Origin of the sequence: Paenibacillus mucilaginosus 3016 (genome assembly GCF_000250655.1) — a bacterium.
In the GTDB taxonomy this organism is placed as follows: Bacteria; Bacillota; Bacilli; order Paenibacillales; family NBRC-103111; genus Paenibacillus_G; species Paenibacillus_G mucilaginosus.
The window spans coordinates 3,144,783-3,162,428 of record NC_016935.1 but is presented as its reverse complement, the minus strand read 5'-3'; the positions used below and the strand labels follow the sequence as shown (position 1 = coordinate 3,162,428).

Genomic DNA, 17,646 nt, shown 5'->3' with positions numbered 1-17,646 from the left:
CAATACTCTCTCTACTTCTTACTTCTGATGGACTGCCGGTGGTGAAACTGCTCTGTCAGGAGCTCCGCCTCTGCGATACGTGCCACGGAATCGCGAACCGTTCCGCCCCTTCGATCAGAGTGTAGAGCACGATGCCGAGTACGGCGGCGATGGTGATGCAGGCCCAGGCCAGCGGCATGTTGCCGAGCCGGATCTGGTCGGAGAGCAGGTACCCGAGCCCCCGGGAAGCTACGAAAAATTCGCCGACGATCGCCCCGATAATGCCTGTCGACATGCCGATCTTGAGAGCCGAGAAGATATCGGGCAGCGCATGGGGCAGCCGGAGCTTGCGCAGCGTCTGCCAGCGGTCCGCCGCCGCCGAGGACATCAGCTCCAGGTAGCTGGGCTCGATGGCCGTCAGCCCCTTGTAGGCGCTCACGGCCATCGTCGCCGTCGTGAGCACCGCCACCACGGCGATGCGCGAGAGGATGCCGTCGCCGAACCAGGAGCTGGCGATCGGCGACAGCGCCACGATCGGCACGGCGCTGACGGCCGCCAGCACGGAGATGCCCGCCTGCCCGGCCCGGGGCAGGAATGAGGCGCCGACGGCGGCGGCGAGCCCGAGCACCGAGCCGAGCAGGCAGCCGCCTGCGATCTCGGCCCCGGTGTACAGGGAGTAGAGCCACAGCACGTCGGCGTTGTCGCGGATCGAGGCGCCGATGTCGGACGGCAGCGGCAGCTGGTACGGCTCGAGGCCAAGCAGCCCATGCAGCGCTCCGAGCTGCCACAGCAGCAGGAACAGGAGGCCGGCGGCAGCGGGATACAGCCGGCTCTGCCAGGAGGCGGCACTCTTTCCTCTGCGCGTTCTCCCCGTTCGTGTGAACTCCGCCGGAGGTTCTCCGCGGTCTCCCGGCTCCCGGACCGCTTGGGCCAGCAGTTCTTTTTCCGCTGTGAATGCGGCTTCCTTCACGAACTTCCCCTCCTTGCCCGAAATTCCGGCTGCCAGGGCGCCGCCCGCCGCTCGATCCAGGAGACGATGCCGTACGCCCCGAGCCCGATGCCCATCGACACGATCACCGTTGACCAGAACGTATAGACCTGGGCGCTGCCGTAGTAGAGCGACGACACCATAAGGACGCCGATCCCGTCCGGCGCTCCCATCAGCTCCACGACGACCGAGGCCGTGATCGCCAGCGGGGCGGCGATCTTCAGCCCCGTGAAGAGGCCGGGCAGCGCCGCAGGGAGGATCAGCTTGCGGTAGGTCACCCACCGGCTTGCCGCCAGGGACCGCATCAGCTCGAGCTGTCCCGGCTGCACGCTTTTGAGCCCGCGGAGCGCATGAACCGTCACAGGAAAAAACGTCACATAAGCGGCCATCAGCACGCGGGCGGTCTCCGCCTGGTGCAGTATGCCGTAGACGATGGGCGCCAGCCCGATGATCGGAACCATCTGCGAGGCGACGGCGTAGGGGGCGAAGATGCGCTCGGCCGTCCGGGACAAGCTCATCCCTATCGCGAGCAGGTACCCGATCAGGGCGCCGGCGGCAAAGCCGAGCGCCGCATTGCCGAAGGTCACGGCGCCCTGCCCGGCTAACTCCGGACCGCCCGCCGCTATCGCAGCCAGCACGAGGTGCGGGTACGGCAGCTTCGAGGCGGCGGGCGCTCCGGCCGGCCCGGAGGACTGGTGCAGCAGCCAGGCGCACGCCTCCCACAGGAGCAGGAGGCCGCCGGCCCAGCAGAGAATCCAGCGGGTGTCCCGCCGGTTAGACCGCTCTTTCATGACGGGGCTCACCTTCCTCCCTGAAGCAGGCCCGGACCCGGCTGACGAGCTCATGGAACTGCGGCTCGTCCCGGTGCTCCGGCACGCGCCGGGCGCCGAGGCCTACGTCGAAGATGGAATGCATCCGGCCCGGGTGGGCGGACAGGACCATAATGCGGTCGGAGAGAAATGCGGCTTCGGGAATCGAATGGGTCACGAAGACAATGGTCTTGCCGGTGGCTTGTTGGATGGAGAGGAGTTCGATGTGCAGCTTTTCCTTCGTGAATTCGTCGAGGGCAGAGAAGGGTTCATCCATGAACAGGATCGGGGGATCCAGCGAGAGGGCTCTGGCAATGGCCACCCGCTGCTGCATGCCGCCGCTGAGTTGCCAGGGGTAATGGCCCGCGAAGCGGTGGAGGCCGACCAGATCGAGAAGTGCGTCACAGGTGTCGTCGCGTTCGGCACGGCCGGCGCCCAGCAGCTCGAGCGGGAGCTCGATATTTCCGCGCACCGTTCGCCAGTCGAACAAGGTGGGGTGCTGGAACACGATGCCGAATTCGCGGCGCAGGCGGGCGGTTCGGGGATCTCCCCCGCTGACGCGGATCTCTCCCGACGTAGGCTGAAGCAGGTCGGCCATCAGCCGGAGCAGGGTGGATTTGCCGCAGCCGGAAGGGCCGAGCAGGGAAATCAGTTCACCGGGATAAATGTCGAAGCTTATTCCGCTTAGGGCCTGCATATCCTGGAAACGGTGAGACACTTCACGGACGGAGATACACGGGGCTTCCTGGTTCGGCGGTCGGTCCATGCGATCCCTCCTTACGCAGTGGTTGCGAACTGAAGAGCGGTGGATACAAATCGGGGTATGTCAACAAATGAGTTCACTCTGTGTACCGTGTATGTCATATTATATAACCCATCTCTGCCTTTATCACTATACATACTGTGCGGACTATGGGCTTAACTCTTTGACATACTGTCCAAAGATATCGTGAATATCTCACCAGTGCAGCTGCCGCCCTCCCCTCTATTCTCCTCTTCCATGCCCTTACGCCCCATCGAAGAGATATTTTTCCAAGCATTCTGCGCTCCTGCGAACATTCTATGTGTCAATCTCCGCAAAACAATGTAAAATAATAGGGACAGCCCCTACGGAGTCCCTAGTCCGAAAGCGGACGCAGCGGGTCTTCATTAAACTTGGTCAGGGCGCCGATGTATATAATAAGAACTAATGTGAATCGTTCATAACAAGGGAGTTTTCTCATGAGTATAGATATCATTTCCGAATCCAAACAGCGCTGCATCGAGAGGGGCATGAAGCCGGATCAGATTCCCGTGCCCGTCACCGCCCTCTCCTCCTTGGAGCTCAAACGAAGCCAGGATAAGTACCATGCCCTCATTTCAGTGGTCGATTATTTCGGTCAGAAGCTCGTGAAGATGCTCGACGGCCCCCCGATCATGCTCTTGATCGCGAACCACGAAGGCTTTGTCCTTTCCCTCTTTGGAGACGAGAACATCCGCCAAATGATGAACAAGCTCGGCATCGTTGAAGGCATGCAGTTCAGCGAGAAGGAAATGGGCACGAATGTCGTTCATATGGCTATGCTTCACAATAAGAGCATCCAACTGGTCGGTCCTCAGCATTTTCACGAGGTGCTTTGGCAGACCGCATGCTACTGTGTTCCGTTTCATTTCAAAAAAATCAACAACCTGTCCGGCACGATCGCGATCATGACGGCCACGCAGTATCACAGCCCCTTCATTCTTCCGCTGCTTACGAGCATGGTCGATTCCATGGAACGGGAGCTGCTCCTGCGCCAGGCCAGCCGGGATCAGACCATCATCAATGACCTGATGATCAATACCATGAACAACGGGGTCATTATTACCGATGACAAGGGCAATATTCAGGAGTTCAATTCGTTCGCCGAGAAGATTACGAACCGGGACCGCGAAAGCGTCATCGGCAATCCGATCTTCGCCTTCGAGCAGTTCGGCAACTACATTTATAATGTGCTGAAGAACAAGCAGCGCTTCCATGACATCGAGCTGACCTTCACGAACTCGCTCGACCACCGCACGATCTGTTTGTTCGACGCCATGCCGATCTTCGGCGACCGCGGCAACCTGATCGGCTCCTATGCCCAGTTCCGCGACATCACCGAGCGTTATGATCTCGAGAAGCAGATCATCACCTCCGAGAAGTTCTCGGCCATCGGCAAGCTCGCCGCGGGGCTTGCTCATGAGATCCGCAATCCGCTGACCTCCGTCATGGGCTTTATCTACCTGCTGCGTGAACGGGCCAAGACGGAATCCGAAAGCGGGTATCTCGATCTGATTTACTCCGAGCTCGAAACGATGAAGCAGCTCGTTTCAGATTTCGTCATGATGGCCAAGCCCGGTTCGCCGGACCGCAAGGACGTCGTGATCGAAGATCTGCTCAGGGACACCGTTCGTTTTATGGAAAGCCAGGCCAAGCTCAGCTCATCGACCATTACTGACTACATCCTGACTGAAGAAACGCCGATGCGCATTGACCCGATCCAGATCAAGCAGGTGCTCATCAACCTGATTCAGAATGCGCTGGAGGCGATGCCCGACGGAGGAGAGGTCAAAATCGAATCGCGTTTGGCCAATCCAAATAGTTACCAAATTACCATTTCAGATGAAGGAATTGGTATGACCGATGACGAAATGAGAGAGGTGATGAACCCCTTCTTCACAACGAAAGAAGCGGGATTGGGCCTGGGATTGTCGACCTGTTACCGGATTATCGAGAATCATAAGGGCAAGCTGTCGTTCACATCCCAAAAAGGAAGAGGCACGAAATTTACCATCGATCTTCCAAGATAGAAGATCAGGAAATTCGTCCCACAGAGGAGGTTTTCTATGGAAACTGTTGCATCATCGCTCGTACGCCATCTTCACAGCTGGGGAATCCGGCATGCCTTCGGCGTGCCCGGCAAAGCTATTGTTCCGCTCATCCTTGAACTTGGCAACCAGAACGTGGAGTTTGTGCTCAGCCGCCACGAAGGCGGCGCCGGGTTCTCGGCCGCAGGCTATGCCCTCATGAACGGCAGGCTTGGCGTGGCCATCGGCACCTCGGGCCCCGGAGGCACCAACATGCTGACCGCGGCCGGGCAGGCCAAAGCTTATCATCTGCCCGTCCTCTTCATCACCGGGCATGCATCCAGTAAAGACAGCGGCCGGCCGCTTGGACAGGACTCCACCTTCTTCGCAGCTGATCTGGCCCGCATGTTCGAGCCTGTAACGCTGTTCAGCGCGAGAGTCGAGCGGAGCGAACAGTTCCCCGTGTATCTCCAGCATGCGGTCGAACGGGCGCTGACCGGTGTGCGCGGCCCCGTCCATCTCTCCATCCCGCAGGATGTGCTGACGGAACCCGTCCGCCACTTCGAGCTGGAGCTGCCGGCTCTGCATCCTGCCCTCCGCTCTCCCCGGCTGAAGGAAGCCGCAGAGCTGCTGGAGCAGGCCCACCGTCCTGCTCTCCTGCTGGGCAAGGGCGTACATATTTCCGGAGCCTATGAGGCAGTGGAGGCTTTCGCCGAACGGTGGCAGATTCCCGTCATGACCACTCCCGGCGGCAAAGGCGCCTTCCGTTCCCGGCACCCTCTTCATATTGGTCCTTACGGACTGGGCGGCTGCCCTGAGGCTTCCGAATACCTGAAGAGCGGGATCGACCTGTTCGTGGCCATCGGCACGAAACTCAGCGACATGTCCCTGCCTGCCATCACGGAAGACATGATTCCGCAGGCCGTTCTTCACTTTGATATCGACGGAACCTTCGTTGGCAAGAGCTTTCCCGCCCCTGCCCTGTTCATTCAAGGAGATGCGAAGGCGAACCTGGAAGCACTGCTCGAGCTTGCTGCCGAACGGGCACCTGAAGTTTGCGGAGCGTATGCCGAGGCCGCTGCCGCGCTGCAGACGCCTGACCTTTCGGAGAATGAGGTTATGAAAGCGAAATCATTGGTAATTTCGGACGAAACCCAGCCGCTCATCACTGCGGTGCAGGTGATGGAGGTCCTGGGCCGCTGCCTTCCTTCGGATGTTATGGTGTTCGGCGATGACGGGAGCCACAGCTATCATGCGATCCGCAGTCTGGATATTCATACTCCCGGCTCCTTCCGCTTCGATGACGTCTTCGCCGCGATGGGCCATGCGATCGGCTTCTCCATCGGAGCCAAGATCGCCTCCCCGGACCGAACGGTGGTCTGCCTGACCGGCGACGGGTGCATGTTCATGCACGGGACTGAGATCTCCACGGCCGTGAATAACGGAGCCGGGGTCATCTTCATTGTTCTGAACAACGGCCGTCTGGATATGGTCAATAAAGGCATGCGTCATGCTACCGGACGCAGTGACGGGACGGTCTACGAGACGCCGCTGCAGGCCGCGCTGCTCGCCGAAGCCCTGGGCGCCTCGGCCTTCACCGCCTCCTCCCCTCCTGAGCTTGAGGGCGCACTGGAGAAGGCTCTGCAGGCAGGGAAAGCCGCCGTCATTGAAGTACTGGTCGATCCGGAGGAGATTCCTCCAACATTAGCCCGAGGATAGGGGAGACAGCTATGAACAGCGAACAAATGGACAAAGGTAAAGAACAGCTTACTTTGATGGCCGGGTCGGTCGGCAATCAAATTGTTAATCAGCTGCAGCAGGATTTTCCCGAGCTGGCCGCGTATGTCGTCGGGTTCGGCTTCGGCGAAATCTACGCCCGAGAAGGCCTCAGCCTGCAGCAAAAGGAAATGCTGACAATCTCCGCCCTGATCGCTCAGGGAGACACAGCCAACCAGCTGCATTTTCACTTTCACGCATCACTGCATGTTGGCCTCACCACCAAGGAAATCACCGAAATTCTGCTCCATTGCATTCCCATTGTAGGGATCCCCAAGGTGATGAACGGCTTTCGCATCCTGGGTGCCGTTCTGGAGGAACGCAGGAATATGGCATCCCTGTAGGCGGAAGCCTTGGGAGGCACAGCGGCCGCCATCTGCTGCCTCCCAGGAGCTCTCCATCCGCCAGAGGACAGATCCATACACATGCCAAAAGAAGGCCCGCCACCAAGGGACGGACCTTCTTTTTTTGTGCGCATCTTTGTGCGCTTCGATACCTTTTTTTAATGACTGTTAATCCAGCTTGAGTTCGATTGAACGCTCCTGGAATACAGCCATCACCACATTCAGAGCTCCGCAGGCTTTGGGGAATCCGGCATAGCCGGCACAGTGCATGACTATCTCCAGAATGTCCTCCGGCTCCAGCCCCACGTTCAGCGCGGCATGCACATGAAATCCAAGCTGATCGGTAGCCCCTTGAGTAATCAAGGATGTCAGCGTAATGATCTCCCGCTGTCTCAGATCAAGCCGCTTGCGCGAATACAAGTCCCCGAAGCCAAAGGAGATCAGCATATCGCCAAAATCCGGAAAGAACGTGCGGATCCCTTCGATCGTGCGCGTCCCCTCTTCGCCTACCATCTTCACCAGCGTTTCCCGGCCCTGCCGGTAACGCTCCTCGTTCGTCTGCTCTTTATGACTCATTGCTTCGTCACTCCTGTTCCTTAAGCCTTACCCGCGGGCCATCGTCGGCGGAATCTCCAGCGGATCCACCATCACTTCGATAACGGCCGTCTGCCGGGCCGAGAGGGCGGATGCCACGGCGTCATGCAGCTCATTCGCCGTACGGCAGCGATAAGACAAGGCTCCCATCGATTCGCCGAAGAGCGCCGCATGCAGCGGCGTTTCATAGACGGTACCGATGGCACGGCCCAGATGCCGGGCCATGCCTTTATCTACCATATCCAATCTTTCATTGTTCAAAACCACGAAGATTACGGGAGCGTCATAGTTGACAGCCGTGGACACCTCGGTGCCGTTCATGAACATGCAGCCGTCGCCTGTGAGACAGACGACCACCCGCTCGGGCTCGGCCAGCTGCGCGCCGATCGAATACCCAATCGCCCGGCCCATCGTTGCATATACCTCTTCAAAATGGAATGTCCCCGGCTCCAGGACCTCGAAGTGCTTCACGGCATAGAACGAATGACTGCCGGCATCGCCGAACATCTGACTGCTCGCCGGGAGCGCCCCGCGGAGCACCTTCATGACCTGCTCCCCGGTCAGCATCCCTCCCCAAGCATCAGCTGCAGGGACAGCCTCCTGCGCACAGGCAACGGCTTCACGAGCAGACGCTTCGAGCTGCCGCTGAGCTTCCCGTACCGCCCCCAGCTCCACCAGCTTCCGCAGGTTGGCGGTCAGGTCTCCCAGCACCGGGATGGTTGGAACCGGTAATGTTTTGCCAACGAAACGGGCATCATAATCAAACTGTACGACCTGCTTCGGGAAGAATCCCGGCCCCATGCCTGCGGTTTCCATATCGCTCAGCTGGGTGCCGACGGCTACCAATACATCGATCCCCTGTGCCAATACGTCGCGCGCAGCGTCGGTCCCGCCTAATCCGAACGGACCGACCGAAAGCGGATGTACCGTCGGGAAAGCTCCCTTGCCGCCCGGCGTCGTTATGACAGGGAGGTTGTACAGCTCGGCGAACGCCGCGAGCTCCCGGTACGCCCCCTGGTTGTGAACACCGCCGCCCAGCAGGAGCAGCGGACGCTCGGCCCTGTTCAGTAAATCTGACACCTCCTGAAGATTGGAGGAGAGAACAGGCGGATAATGCGTCGGAAGAGCCAGTTCAAATTCCTCGATCTCCTCCATCAGCACATCAGAGGGAATGGAGAGATGCACGGGACCCTTGGACCCCGTGAAAGCCTGCTCCATCGCATGCTGCAGGTATGTTTTTAAGAGATCGCCGCGCTCAATGCGTGCACTGAATTTGGTCACAGGCTCAAACATCTTCACCAGATCGGTGCCGAACATCGTACTGTCCTGGCCGAGAACTTTGCCGATCTCGCGGATCGGCGGCTGCCCGGTCAGGAACAAGACAGGCAGGTTCGATGCCAGTGCCTGTCCTGCCGCCGTCAGCATATTGACGCCCCCGGGACCCGCCGTACCAAGCGCTACTCCAAGAGATCTGCCACCGTAGGCGTAGCCTGCGGCAGCCAGTCCGGCCCCCCCTTCGTGCTTGCTGAGCACGAAAGTGAGACCTTGGCGGTCCATTTCCACCACAAGGGGGGTCACAGGCTTGCCTGGGATCCCAAACACGTGGGTGACCCCCCAAGCCGCCAGATGCTTCACTAACAATTGCGCCACGGTTTGCATATGTTATACTCCTTCTCTTCGGTGCCTTATTGGTTGTTGGATTGCGCGAGAAGCTGCAGGTGCTCGTACTTGGCTTCGAACTCATCTGCTGGTATCGGTTTGCTGTAGTAATACCCCGTGCACTTCGTTGCAGTTTTGTTTTCTCAGGAACTCCAGCTGTCCGGCGTCCTCTACCCCTTCCGCAATCACTTCCAGCCCCATGCCGTGGGCCATCGCAATGATGGTACCCACTATATCGGAATCATGGGCATCGAACATGATATCGCGGACAAAAGATTGGTCGATCTTCAGACGGTCGATGGAGAACTTCTTGAGATAGTTCAGCGAGCTGTAGCCCGTCCCAAAGTCGTCTATACTGATCTGAACGCCTAGGGCATGAAGCTTTTCCAGCGTCGGAATCGTATGCTCTACATCCATCGTCATAGTCTCGGTGATCTCGAGCTCGAGGTACTGAGGGTCGAGACCGCTCTCCTCCAGAATCTCTTGGACGATGTCTACCAGGGAATCCTTCGCAAACTGCTGGGAGGAGAGGTTCACCGCAATGCGCAGCGGCGCAAGGCCCATATCCTGCCATTTCTTGTTCTGGTGGCAGGCGGTGCGCAGCACCCATTGGTCCAGGGGAATGATCAGACCGGTCTCTTCGGCCAGCGGAATGAACTCATACGGCGAGACGATCCCGCGTTCCGGATGCTGCCAGCGGACCAGCGCTTCGACACCTTTAACTCTGCCGGAGCGGATATCGATCTGCGGCTGGTAGTAGAGGATGAACTCGTTGTTTTCCAGGGCGCGGCGCAGGGAAGTCTCCATACGGATCTTTTCGTGGGATCTCGTCTGCATCTCCGAAGAATAGTGCAGGTATTGATTTTTGCCGCGCTCCTTGGCCTTGTACATCGCCGTATCGGCGTGGATCATCAACATCTCGATATCCAGGCCGTCATCCGGGTACATTGCGATCCCGATGCTCGCGGTGATGTGGAACTCGTACCCGTTCATATTGAACGGCTCATGGAAGAGCTTCAGAATATTCTCCACCCGCCGGGTAACCTCGCCAACCGAGCAGATCCCGGGGAGCATGAACATGAATTCGTCCCCGCCCATTCTGGCGATGATATCCCCCGGTGCAAGCAGGGACTTCAGACGGTCGACCACCAGCTTCAGGAGCATGTCTCCGTTGGTGTGGCCAAGCGTATCGTTCACCAGCTTGAAGCGGTCCAGATCGAGATAAATGACGGCGATCTGATAAGGATGCAGCCCCGTCTTGGCCTGTTCGATCATCGATTGAAGCCTCATCTTGTAATACCGGCGGTTCGGAATGTTCGTCAGGTCATCATGATTGGCCAGGTAATTGTAACGCTCCTCGGCTTCGTAGCGGTCTGTAATGTTGCGGAACTGACCGAACGCCCCGATAATGCGCCGGAACTCATCATAGATCGGGAACGCGTCGAAGAGACAGACATTCTTGTGGCGGCTGCCATCGCGGCTGCCGAATTCGATCTGGATGTCCTCATACTGCTTTCCTTCCTCAATGACGGAGTGGATAAACCCTCCCATCGGATCGAGACACAGGACCGGCTTGTCCACTGTCTCCTCGATCGTAAGGCCCGTAAGCTCCTGGGCAAATTGGTTGAAATCCGTTATGACACCCTCTTTATCCGTGATAATGATCCCGTTGCGGGTATTCTGAAACATGATCTGGTTCATGATGTTCAGCTTCCGGTTTTGTTTCCGCAGCAGCAGCTCTCTTTCTATGGAGTCAATCGTTGTTGACAGCATCGTGATCATCAACGGGTTCTTAAATTCGATGGCCGTCATGATAGACAGCGAGCCGAGCAGATTATTATTATCCGTGTAGCGGAACGCCACAGCATAACAGGCGCTCGTATGCAGGTATTCGTGATAATGGTCCGGCCCGATCAGCTCGATGGGCTGACCGCTGTGCTTGAGGGACAGGGAGACCACGTTGGTGCCCATCACTTCTTCGGTAAACTGTACCCCCGGGCGGATTCCCAGCTCATTGACCATGCTCCTGATGGTTTCGTCCCCCATCATACGAAGAATGAAACCCTTCTCATCAGCGACAGAGAGCAGCAGGGGAGTCCCCTTCAAGGAATCCAGCACTTTGTCCCCAAAAAACTGTACGACCGACAGGATTTCATCATATTCTTTGCGCTTGGCCTCAAGCTCTTCCTCCGTCATCACGACCGCAGGAGCGGGGATCACTTTGGCATCCATGCCGGCCTCGGCGCAAAACCGCTTCGATGCGGTAATGTAATCTTTAGATATGCCGCTCATCGTAAAGTCCTACCTTCGTTTGACGTGTATATCTGATATTTCGCCAAGTCATTGGGTATATTATAGATCAAATGACCGATTTTGTCGCATATTATCACATTTTTTTGATATTAAATTATGGAATTCGACCATTTTTATGAATAATTTACCATAATAGGATGAATTCATAGAAAAAGTAGGAATATGGACCCTGATTTCTATTTCTCATTTCCCGTTCGTTTGGGTCCTATAATTTGGAGACCAATAGTTTGTGATTTTAAGATCCGAGGAATCCCACAGGTTCGCCCCCTGCAAGCGCCCTCAACACCAAATCGACACGGAACCCCCCCAATTTTTAGAAACATTACGGATCTTTTTTGGTAGAATTGTGTTAAAAAAGGGCAGCGCTGTCCTCTACTAAGGACGTTTAGCGAGAAAGGGCGGTTTCAAACCAGTGATTCTACCATTCAAATTCCCGGGTGCCCGGTTCAGCACAGGCATCGTCGTGCTGGCGGCCATCACCGCGGCGGCGGCCATGCTGACTTCCCCTCCCGGCTTCCCCGGAGGCCTCCCCGGAGCAGGGGGGCCGGCGGGTGTTCCTGCCGACGAGAAGCAGCAGCCGGCGAAGAGCGAATCCCCGGCGGCCGGACCGCTCCGTGTGGACCGCTTCGGCCAGGTGGCTTCCGCCAAGTTCCAGGAGAAGGTGGCCGGCGAAGAGGCGCTGAAGAAGGACCGGGAAGCTGACGAAGCGTATTACGGCAGTCTGCAGGCGCCGGACTGGGATGCCTACGGAGGGCTCAAGGGCAGCGGGGAAACCTACGGGCTCAAAGCCACCGGCTATTACCATGTCGAGACGCTTCAAGGCCGCAAAGTTCTGGTCACCCCGCTCGGCACGCTTTATTTTTCCCTGGGTGTTAACGGCATCACCGTCAACGACACGTACACTCAGCTCAAAGGCCAGGAAGACCGCTTCGAGTGGCTCCCTCCCTATGAAGGGGAATACCGCTCCGCCTTCCTGAATACGAAGGATACGTTCTCCTTCTACGTCGCCAACCGGATCCGCAAGACCGGGCAGACTTATACTTCCCGCGAGTTCTATCAGGAGAGCATCTCCCGCATCCGCAAATGGGGCTTCAACAGCGCCGGCGGCTGGTCTCCGGCGAATTACGCCACGGAATTCAAGGTGCCGCACTTCCCCTTCCTTCCCCTCTCGGAGATCACGGAGGCGAAGGTGGACGGGCTGAAAATCTTCGATATTTTCGCCGAAGGCGCGGAAGCCAGGATCGATGCGCTCTTCGCCAAAACTCTGCCGCAGAATAAGAATAACCCTTATATCGTCGGATATTTCCTTGGCAATGAATCCGACTACCACCGGATCATCAACGATGTGCCGAAGCTGAAGGCCAGCCAGGCGCCGTCCAAGCGCAAGCTGGTGGAGGTGCTTATCGCGAAGTACGGCACGATCGACAAGTTCAACACAGCCTGGAAAGCCGGCTACAGCTCCTTCGACCGTTTGTACGAGGAACCGCTGGCGCTCTCCTCCTCTCAGGCGATCAGCGATATGGACGCCTTCCTGGAGCTGTATCTGGACACATATTACGGCACGGTGGAACGCCTCTTCCGCAAATATGATCCGAATCATCTGCTGCTCGGGGACCGCTGGCTTACCACGCCTTCGAATCATCCGAAAGTCCGCGGCATCCTGGCCAAGACGGCAGGGAAGCACATGGACGTGATCTCCATCAACCACTATTCCCCGCAGCTCGACCGTACGATGCTGCAGGACGTGTACGACAAGTCCGGCGGCCGGCCGGTGCTCCTGACGGAGTTCGCCTTCGGCACGCGGGAGCAGGGGCTGTCCGCCCCTTTGCTGGCAAGCAGCGAGGCCGAGCGCGCCCGTCTGTACCGCGCCTATGTGGAGGAGGCCGCATCGCTGGGCTTCGTGGTCGGCACGCACTGGTTCTCCTACCTGGACCAGCCGGCGACCGGCCGGTGGTTCGAAGGCCTGCAGGGCGAGAGCTACAACTTCGGCCTCCTGAATGTCGCCGACCGGCCTTACAAGACCTTCCTCTCCGGGGTCACCGAGACGCACAAGAGCATTTATGACATGGTCCTCGGCAAAAAAGCCCCCTTCCGGACAACGGAGGCGGCTGTAAGGCTGAAGTAAGCAAGCAGAGAGGCAGGCAGACAGGTTTGCGTGCGAACGCGAGCGAAGCATCTGAGGAACCAAGGAAGGATGGCAGAGAGGAGACGTGCACTTGCATTCCATGCAAGGCCGTCGTCCCTTGCCGCTGCAGGAGTGTCCGTCAATGGCCGGCCGCTGTGCTCCCCCCTTTTAAAGTGTTAGGAGAGGAGCAGGGGCTATGGCCTACAGCTCGGACGGCAGTCCGTGAAGGTACATCGCCATGCAGTCCGAATGCCCGAGCAGGGCGCGGGTCGTCTTCGGATGGGGAGCTTTGTAAATGACGGGGTCATTCCACTCATCGTAGGCTGCGCGTACCGGGAAGGCCAGCCGCTCCTCCTCGAGCGAGAACCTAGCATCCACGCCCGGCTTGTTCCCGCGGGCATCCAGCCGGATCCAGCGGCCCATACTGCGCAGGTATACGGCATTCAGCGCATGGATCACATAGCCGGTATCCGGCGTATCTCCAAGGGTCAGGCGCTGGTAGCAGAAGCCTGCCGGCACGCCCTGGCTTCTGGCCAGCGCGCACAGCAGATTCGACTTGGCGTAGCAGATTCCCTCGCGGTACTTCAGAACCTCCGACGCGTACCTGGTAATCCGGGAGCTCTGAATATCCCAGGAATGGGAGACATGGTCACGGACAAACTCGAATGCGGATTGTACAAAAGCAGTTTCATCCCCTGAGGCGCTGTAGAGTTCGTCCGAGAGCTTCCGGATCATCGGGTGGCTGTAATCCACCCACTCCGACTCTTCGAGATAGGCCTCCTGTGCATCCGTTTCGCAGCTATAGTTCATAGTCAACCGTACGCCCCCTTAGACAAGTATGGAAATGATTGCAAACTGACTATAATTATGCGGTAAAATGTATAAATATACAATACCTGTTTCCGCTCCCCCTATCAATAACAAAGACGCCCCAGCCGTATCTCCGGCTGGGGCGTACTTCGTATTCTGGCATATGACCGGGCTCATGGCGACGGATCTGCGGCTGGGCGGCGCACCATGCATCCCTCGCAGCAGACCATACTCCGTACATCTGTGTCTGCTGGAGGGCGGTTACCCTTTGATCCCTGTCAGCGTGACGCCTTCAATAATGTACCGCTGACCGAAGAGATAGACGATCAGAACCGGAACGACGGCGATCGACGAGCCGGCCATCATCAGCGTCCAGTCGGTAATGTACATCCCCCGGAACATGTTGAGCAGCAGCGGTACGGTGAATTTCTCCGGCGTGTTGAGGAAGATCAGCGGTCCGAAGAAATTGTTCCACAGCCCGAGGAACGTGAAGATCCCGAGAGCCGCCAGCGCCGGCCGCACTAGCGGCAGGATCACGCGCCAGTAGATCGTCCAGCGGTTCGCCCCGTCGACGACCGCCGCTTCGGCCAGTTCGTCGGGGATGCTCTTCATGAACTGGCGGAGCATGAACACCCCGAAGGCGCTGAAGAGGATCTCCGGCACGAGGATCGCCAGGTGGGTGTCGATCCAGCCGATGCTCTTCATCATGAGGTAGAGCGGGATGATCGTCACCTGGCCCGGTACCATCATCGTCGCCAGGAAGAGCACGAAGATCGGCTCGCGCAGCGGGAAGCGGATCTTGGCGAAGGCATAGGCCGCCATCGAACACGTGAGCAGCTTGCCGATGACCGAGATCACGGCGATGTAGGCGCTGTTGAAGTAAGCGCGCCCGAACGGCAGCGCCTCCCAGGAGCGCTTGTAGTTCCCCCACTCCCAGGGATCCGGGATCCACTGGGGCGGGATCAGGAAGATCTGGTGAAACTGCTTCAGCGAGCTCAGGATCATCCAGATGAACGGCCCTGTCATGAGCACGGCTCCGGTGATCAGCACCGCGTGCAGCAGGAGACCGGCCAGCGGGCTTCCCCCGCTGCGGTCCGTCCGGAGCAGTCCGGCGGATGCCGTTTTGCTTTTGGGCGGCGTACGCATTTCCATATTGGCTTCCATAAGGTCTCTCTCCTCCTCTCTCTAGGCCGTCAGTCGCCGTAATGCACCCAGCGCTTCGACGTGTACATCTGTACCAGCGTCAGCGACAGGATCAGGATGAACAGCAGAACGGCGGCGGCGGCGCTTTTGCCGAACGTGAATTCCACGAACGCCAGCTGGTAGATATGGTACACCATCGTGTAGCTGGCCTTGGCCGGACCGCCGCCCGTCATGACGAACGACTGGTCGAACACCTGGAACGAGCCGATGATCGTCATGATCGTCGCGAAGAAGGTCGTCGGCGACAGCAGAGGCAGCGTGATGTGCATGAACTGGCGGAACTTGCCGGCCCCGTCGATCTGGGCCGCTTCGTAGTAGCTTGCCGAGATGCCCTGCAGCCCCGCGAGGAAGAGCACCATGTTGCCGCCAAGGCCCCACCAGACGCTGAGCAGGGCGATTGACGGGATGACCATGGCGCGGTCCGTCAGCCAGTTCGGTCCTTCAATGCCGAACCACTGCTTCAGGTAGACGTTGATGACGCCGAATTCCGAGTTGAGCAGCCACAGCCATACCATCGATACGGCGATCGAGCCGGTGACGACAGGCATATAATAGAAGAGCCGGTAGATGACCTTGCCGCGTACCTTGTTCAGTGCCACCGCCACGAGGATGGCCAGCAGGATACCGGACGGAACGACGAGCACCGTGTACCAGAGCGTGTTGAAGAGCGACAGGCGGAAGTCCTCCGAGGCGAACTGCTCCGCGAAATTCCGGAAGCCGACGAACTGCTTCGCGCCGAAGCCGTCCCATTTCATCAGGCTGAGCGTAAAAGCGGACACGAGCGGAATCAGGGCGAACACCAGGAGACCGAGGGACTGCGGGAGGATGAACAGATATCCCCACAGCCCTTCCGATAAGCGTTTGTTCATGGCTCTGCCCCCCGCTACTTGCCCGACTTGTATTCTTGGATCTTCTGGTTCGCCTTCGTGCCGAGCGATTTCAGCGTCTCATCGAGCTTGCCGTCCTTCAGCCAGAGCGATTCCATCTCATCCGTTATCACCTTGCTCAGTCCAGGTACGCCCGCTTCGGCCGGCATCAGAGCAAAGCCGATGCCCCGTGTGTCGAGGAAGAACTTCGCATGCTCCGGCACATTGCCCTCCATCACAACCGCGTCGGCCCCTTCCACGGACGGCACCGCATTGCCGCCGCCCTGCAGACGGAAGGTCTGGCCTTCCTTGGCATTGAATTCATTGATGAAGTCGAACGCTTCCTTCGGATGCTTCGTGCTCTTGTTCATGACCATATAGGCTGCGGCGATCGCCGCCGGTTCGATCTTCTTGCCCGTATTCGTCGGGTATGGGACGATGTCGAACTGCAGATCCTTGTTCTGCTTGAAAATCGGGAGGTACCAGCGGCCCGCCGTAACGAAGCCCACCTGGTTGGACATGAACATCGCGTCCCCGCCCTGGCCCTTCGGCAGCGTGCCGGCGAAGGTCATGTTCTTTTGCTTCACATTGTCATACAGGAATTTGAAGGCCTCGACGGTCTTCGGATCCTTGTCCGCTACGAAATCCCCTTTCTCGTTGTAGATGGTGCCGCCGTTGGAGGTTGCGAAGCTGTAATAGTTCGTCCACGAGTTGTCGAGCACGAAGCCGTGCTTGCCGGCCGCCCGCAGCTTCTCCAGCACGCCCTGGAAGGCAGCCCAGGTCCATTCGCCCTTCTCATGCAGATCGGCAGGCAGGACGCTGACACCGGATTCCTGGAGCAGCTTCTTGTTGTACCAGAGGATGAGCGGGTTGCAGTCCACCGGCACCCCGTAGATCTGGTCCCCCTTCTTCGCCGCCCCCCACAGGCCCGGGAAGAACGAGTCCGGCTTGATTTTGCTGTTCGCTTCTTTCATGTATGTAGACAGGTCGGCGATCGTGCCGTTATCGATCATCTTGACGATCGCCGCATCGCCGGCGTAGAACACGTCCGGTGCAGCACCGCCGCTCAGCTGGGTCAGAATCTTCTGGTCGTAGTCGGACGGAATCGGAATGAGCTCCACTTCCACGTTCGGATGCTTGGCGTTGTAGTCCTTCGTGAATTCCTGGAAGCGTCCGAGCTCGCCCGGATTCCCCCATGTCGACCACTTGATCTTGACCTTCCCGCCGGTCGAACCCGCATCCGCCGAGCCTCCCGATCCCCCGTCCGTGCCGCAGGCCTGCAGCAGCGGAAGCAGAGCGAGGGCGGCAGCCCCCATAACAAACGGTACGCGTGCATTCCACTTCATCTCGATCATCCTTTCGACCCCTGTAT

At 58.4% G+C, this 17,646-nt stretch carries 14 protein-coding genes; 4 read left to right on the top strand and 10 right to left on the bottom strand.

The window, feature by feature from the left end; all coding sequences use genetic code 11:
* Positions 1 to 55: 55 nt before the first annotated feature.
* The 3 genes from PM3016_RS13575 to PM3016_RS13565 are packed head-to-tail and all read right to left on the bottom strand — an operon-like array spanning position 56 to position 2,542.
* Entirely contained in the window at positions 56 to 949 is an 894-nt protein-coding gene (locus PM3016_RS13575; protein WP_014369888.1) for an ABC transporter permease, read from the bottom strand.
* Complete coding sequence (locus PM3016_RS13570; RefSeq protein WP_014369887.1) at positions 946 to 1,758, bottom strand: ABC transporter permease; 813 nt, start codon at positions 1,756 to 1,758, stop codon at positions 946 to 948. Before PM3016_RS13570 ends, PM3016_RS13575 begins: the two co-directional genes overlap by 4 nt.
* A complete protein-coding gene (locus tag PM3016_RS13565; protein ID WP_014369886.1) occupies positions 1,742 to 2,542 on the bottom strand; it encodes an ABC transporter ATP-binding protein in 801 nt (266 codons plus the stop codon). Before PM3016_RS13565 ends, PM3016_RS13570 begins: the two co-directional genes overlap by 17 nt.
* A gap of 455 nt (positions 2,543 to 2,997) precedes the next feature.
* On the opposite strand from PM3016_RS13565, the gene PM3016_RS13560 reads away from it, so the two are divergent.
* From PM3016_RS13560 to PM3016_RS13550, 3 genes are read left to right on the top strand one after another with little or no spacing between them, the layout of a single operon-like run.
* Positions 2,998 to 4,587 (top strand): ATP-binding protein, encoded by a 1,590-nt coding sequence (locus PM3016_RS13560; RefSeq protein WP_014369885.1) that lies wholly within the window; start codon positions 2,998 to 3,000, stop codon positions 4,585 to 4,587.
* A 36-nt stretch (positions 4,588 to 4,623) separates the two neighbouring features.
* Entirely contained in the window at positions 4,624 to 6,303 is a 1,680-nt protein-coding gene (locus PM3016_RS13555; RefSeq protein WP_014369884.1) for a thiamine pyrophosphate-binding protein, read from the top strand.
* An 11-nt stretch (positions 6,304 to 6,314) separates the two neighbouring features.
* Positions 6,315 to 6,704, top strand: coding sequence for a carboxymuconolactone decarboxylase family protein (locus PM3016_RS13550; RefSeq protein ID WP_014369883.1), 390 nt, complete (start codon positions 6,315 to 6,317; stop codon positions 6,702 to 6,704).
* A gap of 168 nt (positions 6,705 to 6,872) precedes the next feature.
* Here PM3016_RS13550 and PM3016_RS13545 read toward each other — a convergent pair whose 3' ends face one another.
* From PM3016_RS13545 to PM3016_RS13535, 3 genes are all read right to left on the bottom strand, one after another.
* On the bottom strand, positions 6,873 to 7,280 hold the full coding sequence (locus PM3016_RS13545) for a carboxymuconolactone decarboxylase family protein (protein WP_014369882.1): 408 nt from the start codon (positions 7,278 to 7,280) through the stop codon (positions 6,873 to 6,875).
* Positions 7,281 to 7,307: 27 nt separating this feature from the next.
* Complete coding sequence (locus tag PM3016_RS13540) at positions 7,308 to 8,957, bottom strand: thiamine pyrophosphate-binding protein (RefSeq protein ID WP_014369881.1); 1,650 nt, start codon at positions 8,955 to 8,957, stop codon at positions 7,308 to 7,310.
* 81 nt (positions 8,958 to 9,038) lie between these two features.
* A complete protein-coding gene (locus PM3016_RS13535) occupies positions 9,039 to 11,249 on the bottom strand; it encodes a putative bifunctional diguanylate cyclase/phosphodiesterase (RefSeq protein ID WP_014369880.1) in 2,211 nt (736 codons plus the stop codon).
* Positions 11,250 to 11,682: 433 nt separating this feature from the next.
* On the opposite strand from PM3016_RS13535, the gene PM3016_RS13530 reads away from it, so the two are divergent.
* A complete protein-coding gene (locus tag PM3016_RS13530) occupies positions 11,683 to 13,395 on the top strand; it encodes an alpha-amylase family protein (protein ID WP_014369879.1) in 1,713 nt (570 codons plus the stop codon).
* A gap of 201 nt (positions 13,396 to 13,596) precedes the next feature.
* Here PM3016_RS13530 and PM3016_RS13525 read toward each other — a convergent pair whose 3' ends face one another.
* From PM3016_RS13525 to PM3016_RS13510, 4 genes are all read right to left on the bottom strand, one after another.
* A complete protein-coding gene (locus PM3016_RS13525; RefSeq protein ID WP_013916178.1) occupies positions 13,597 to 14,205 on the bottom strand; it encodes a transglutaminase-like domain-containing protein in 609 nt (202 codons plus the stop codon).
* Positions 14,206 to 14,466: 261 nt separating this feature from the next.
* Positions 14,467 to 15,369, bottom strand: a complete 903-nt coding sequence (locus PM3016_RS13520) for a carbohydrate ABC transporter permease (protein ID WP_013916177.1) — start codon at positions 15,367 to 15,369, stop codon at positions 14,467 to 14,469.
* Between the two features lie 29 nt (positions 15,370 to 15,398).
* Positions 15,399 to 16,277 carry a carbohydrate ABC transporter permease gene (locus PM3016_RS13515; protein WP_013916176.1) on the bottom strand — a complete coding sequence of 293 codons (879 nt, stop codon included), beginning with the start codon at positions 16,275 to 16,277 and terminating at the stop codon, positions 15,399 to 15,401.
* A 14-nt stretch (positions 16,278 to 16,291) separates the two neighbouring features.
* Entirely contained in the window at positions 16,292 to 17,629 is a 1,338-nt protein-coding gene (locus tag PM3016_RS13510) for an ABC transporter substrate-binding protein (RefSeq protein ID WP_013916175.1), read from the bottom strand.
* Positions 17,630 to 17,646 lie beyond the last annotated feature (17 nt).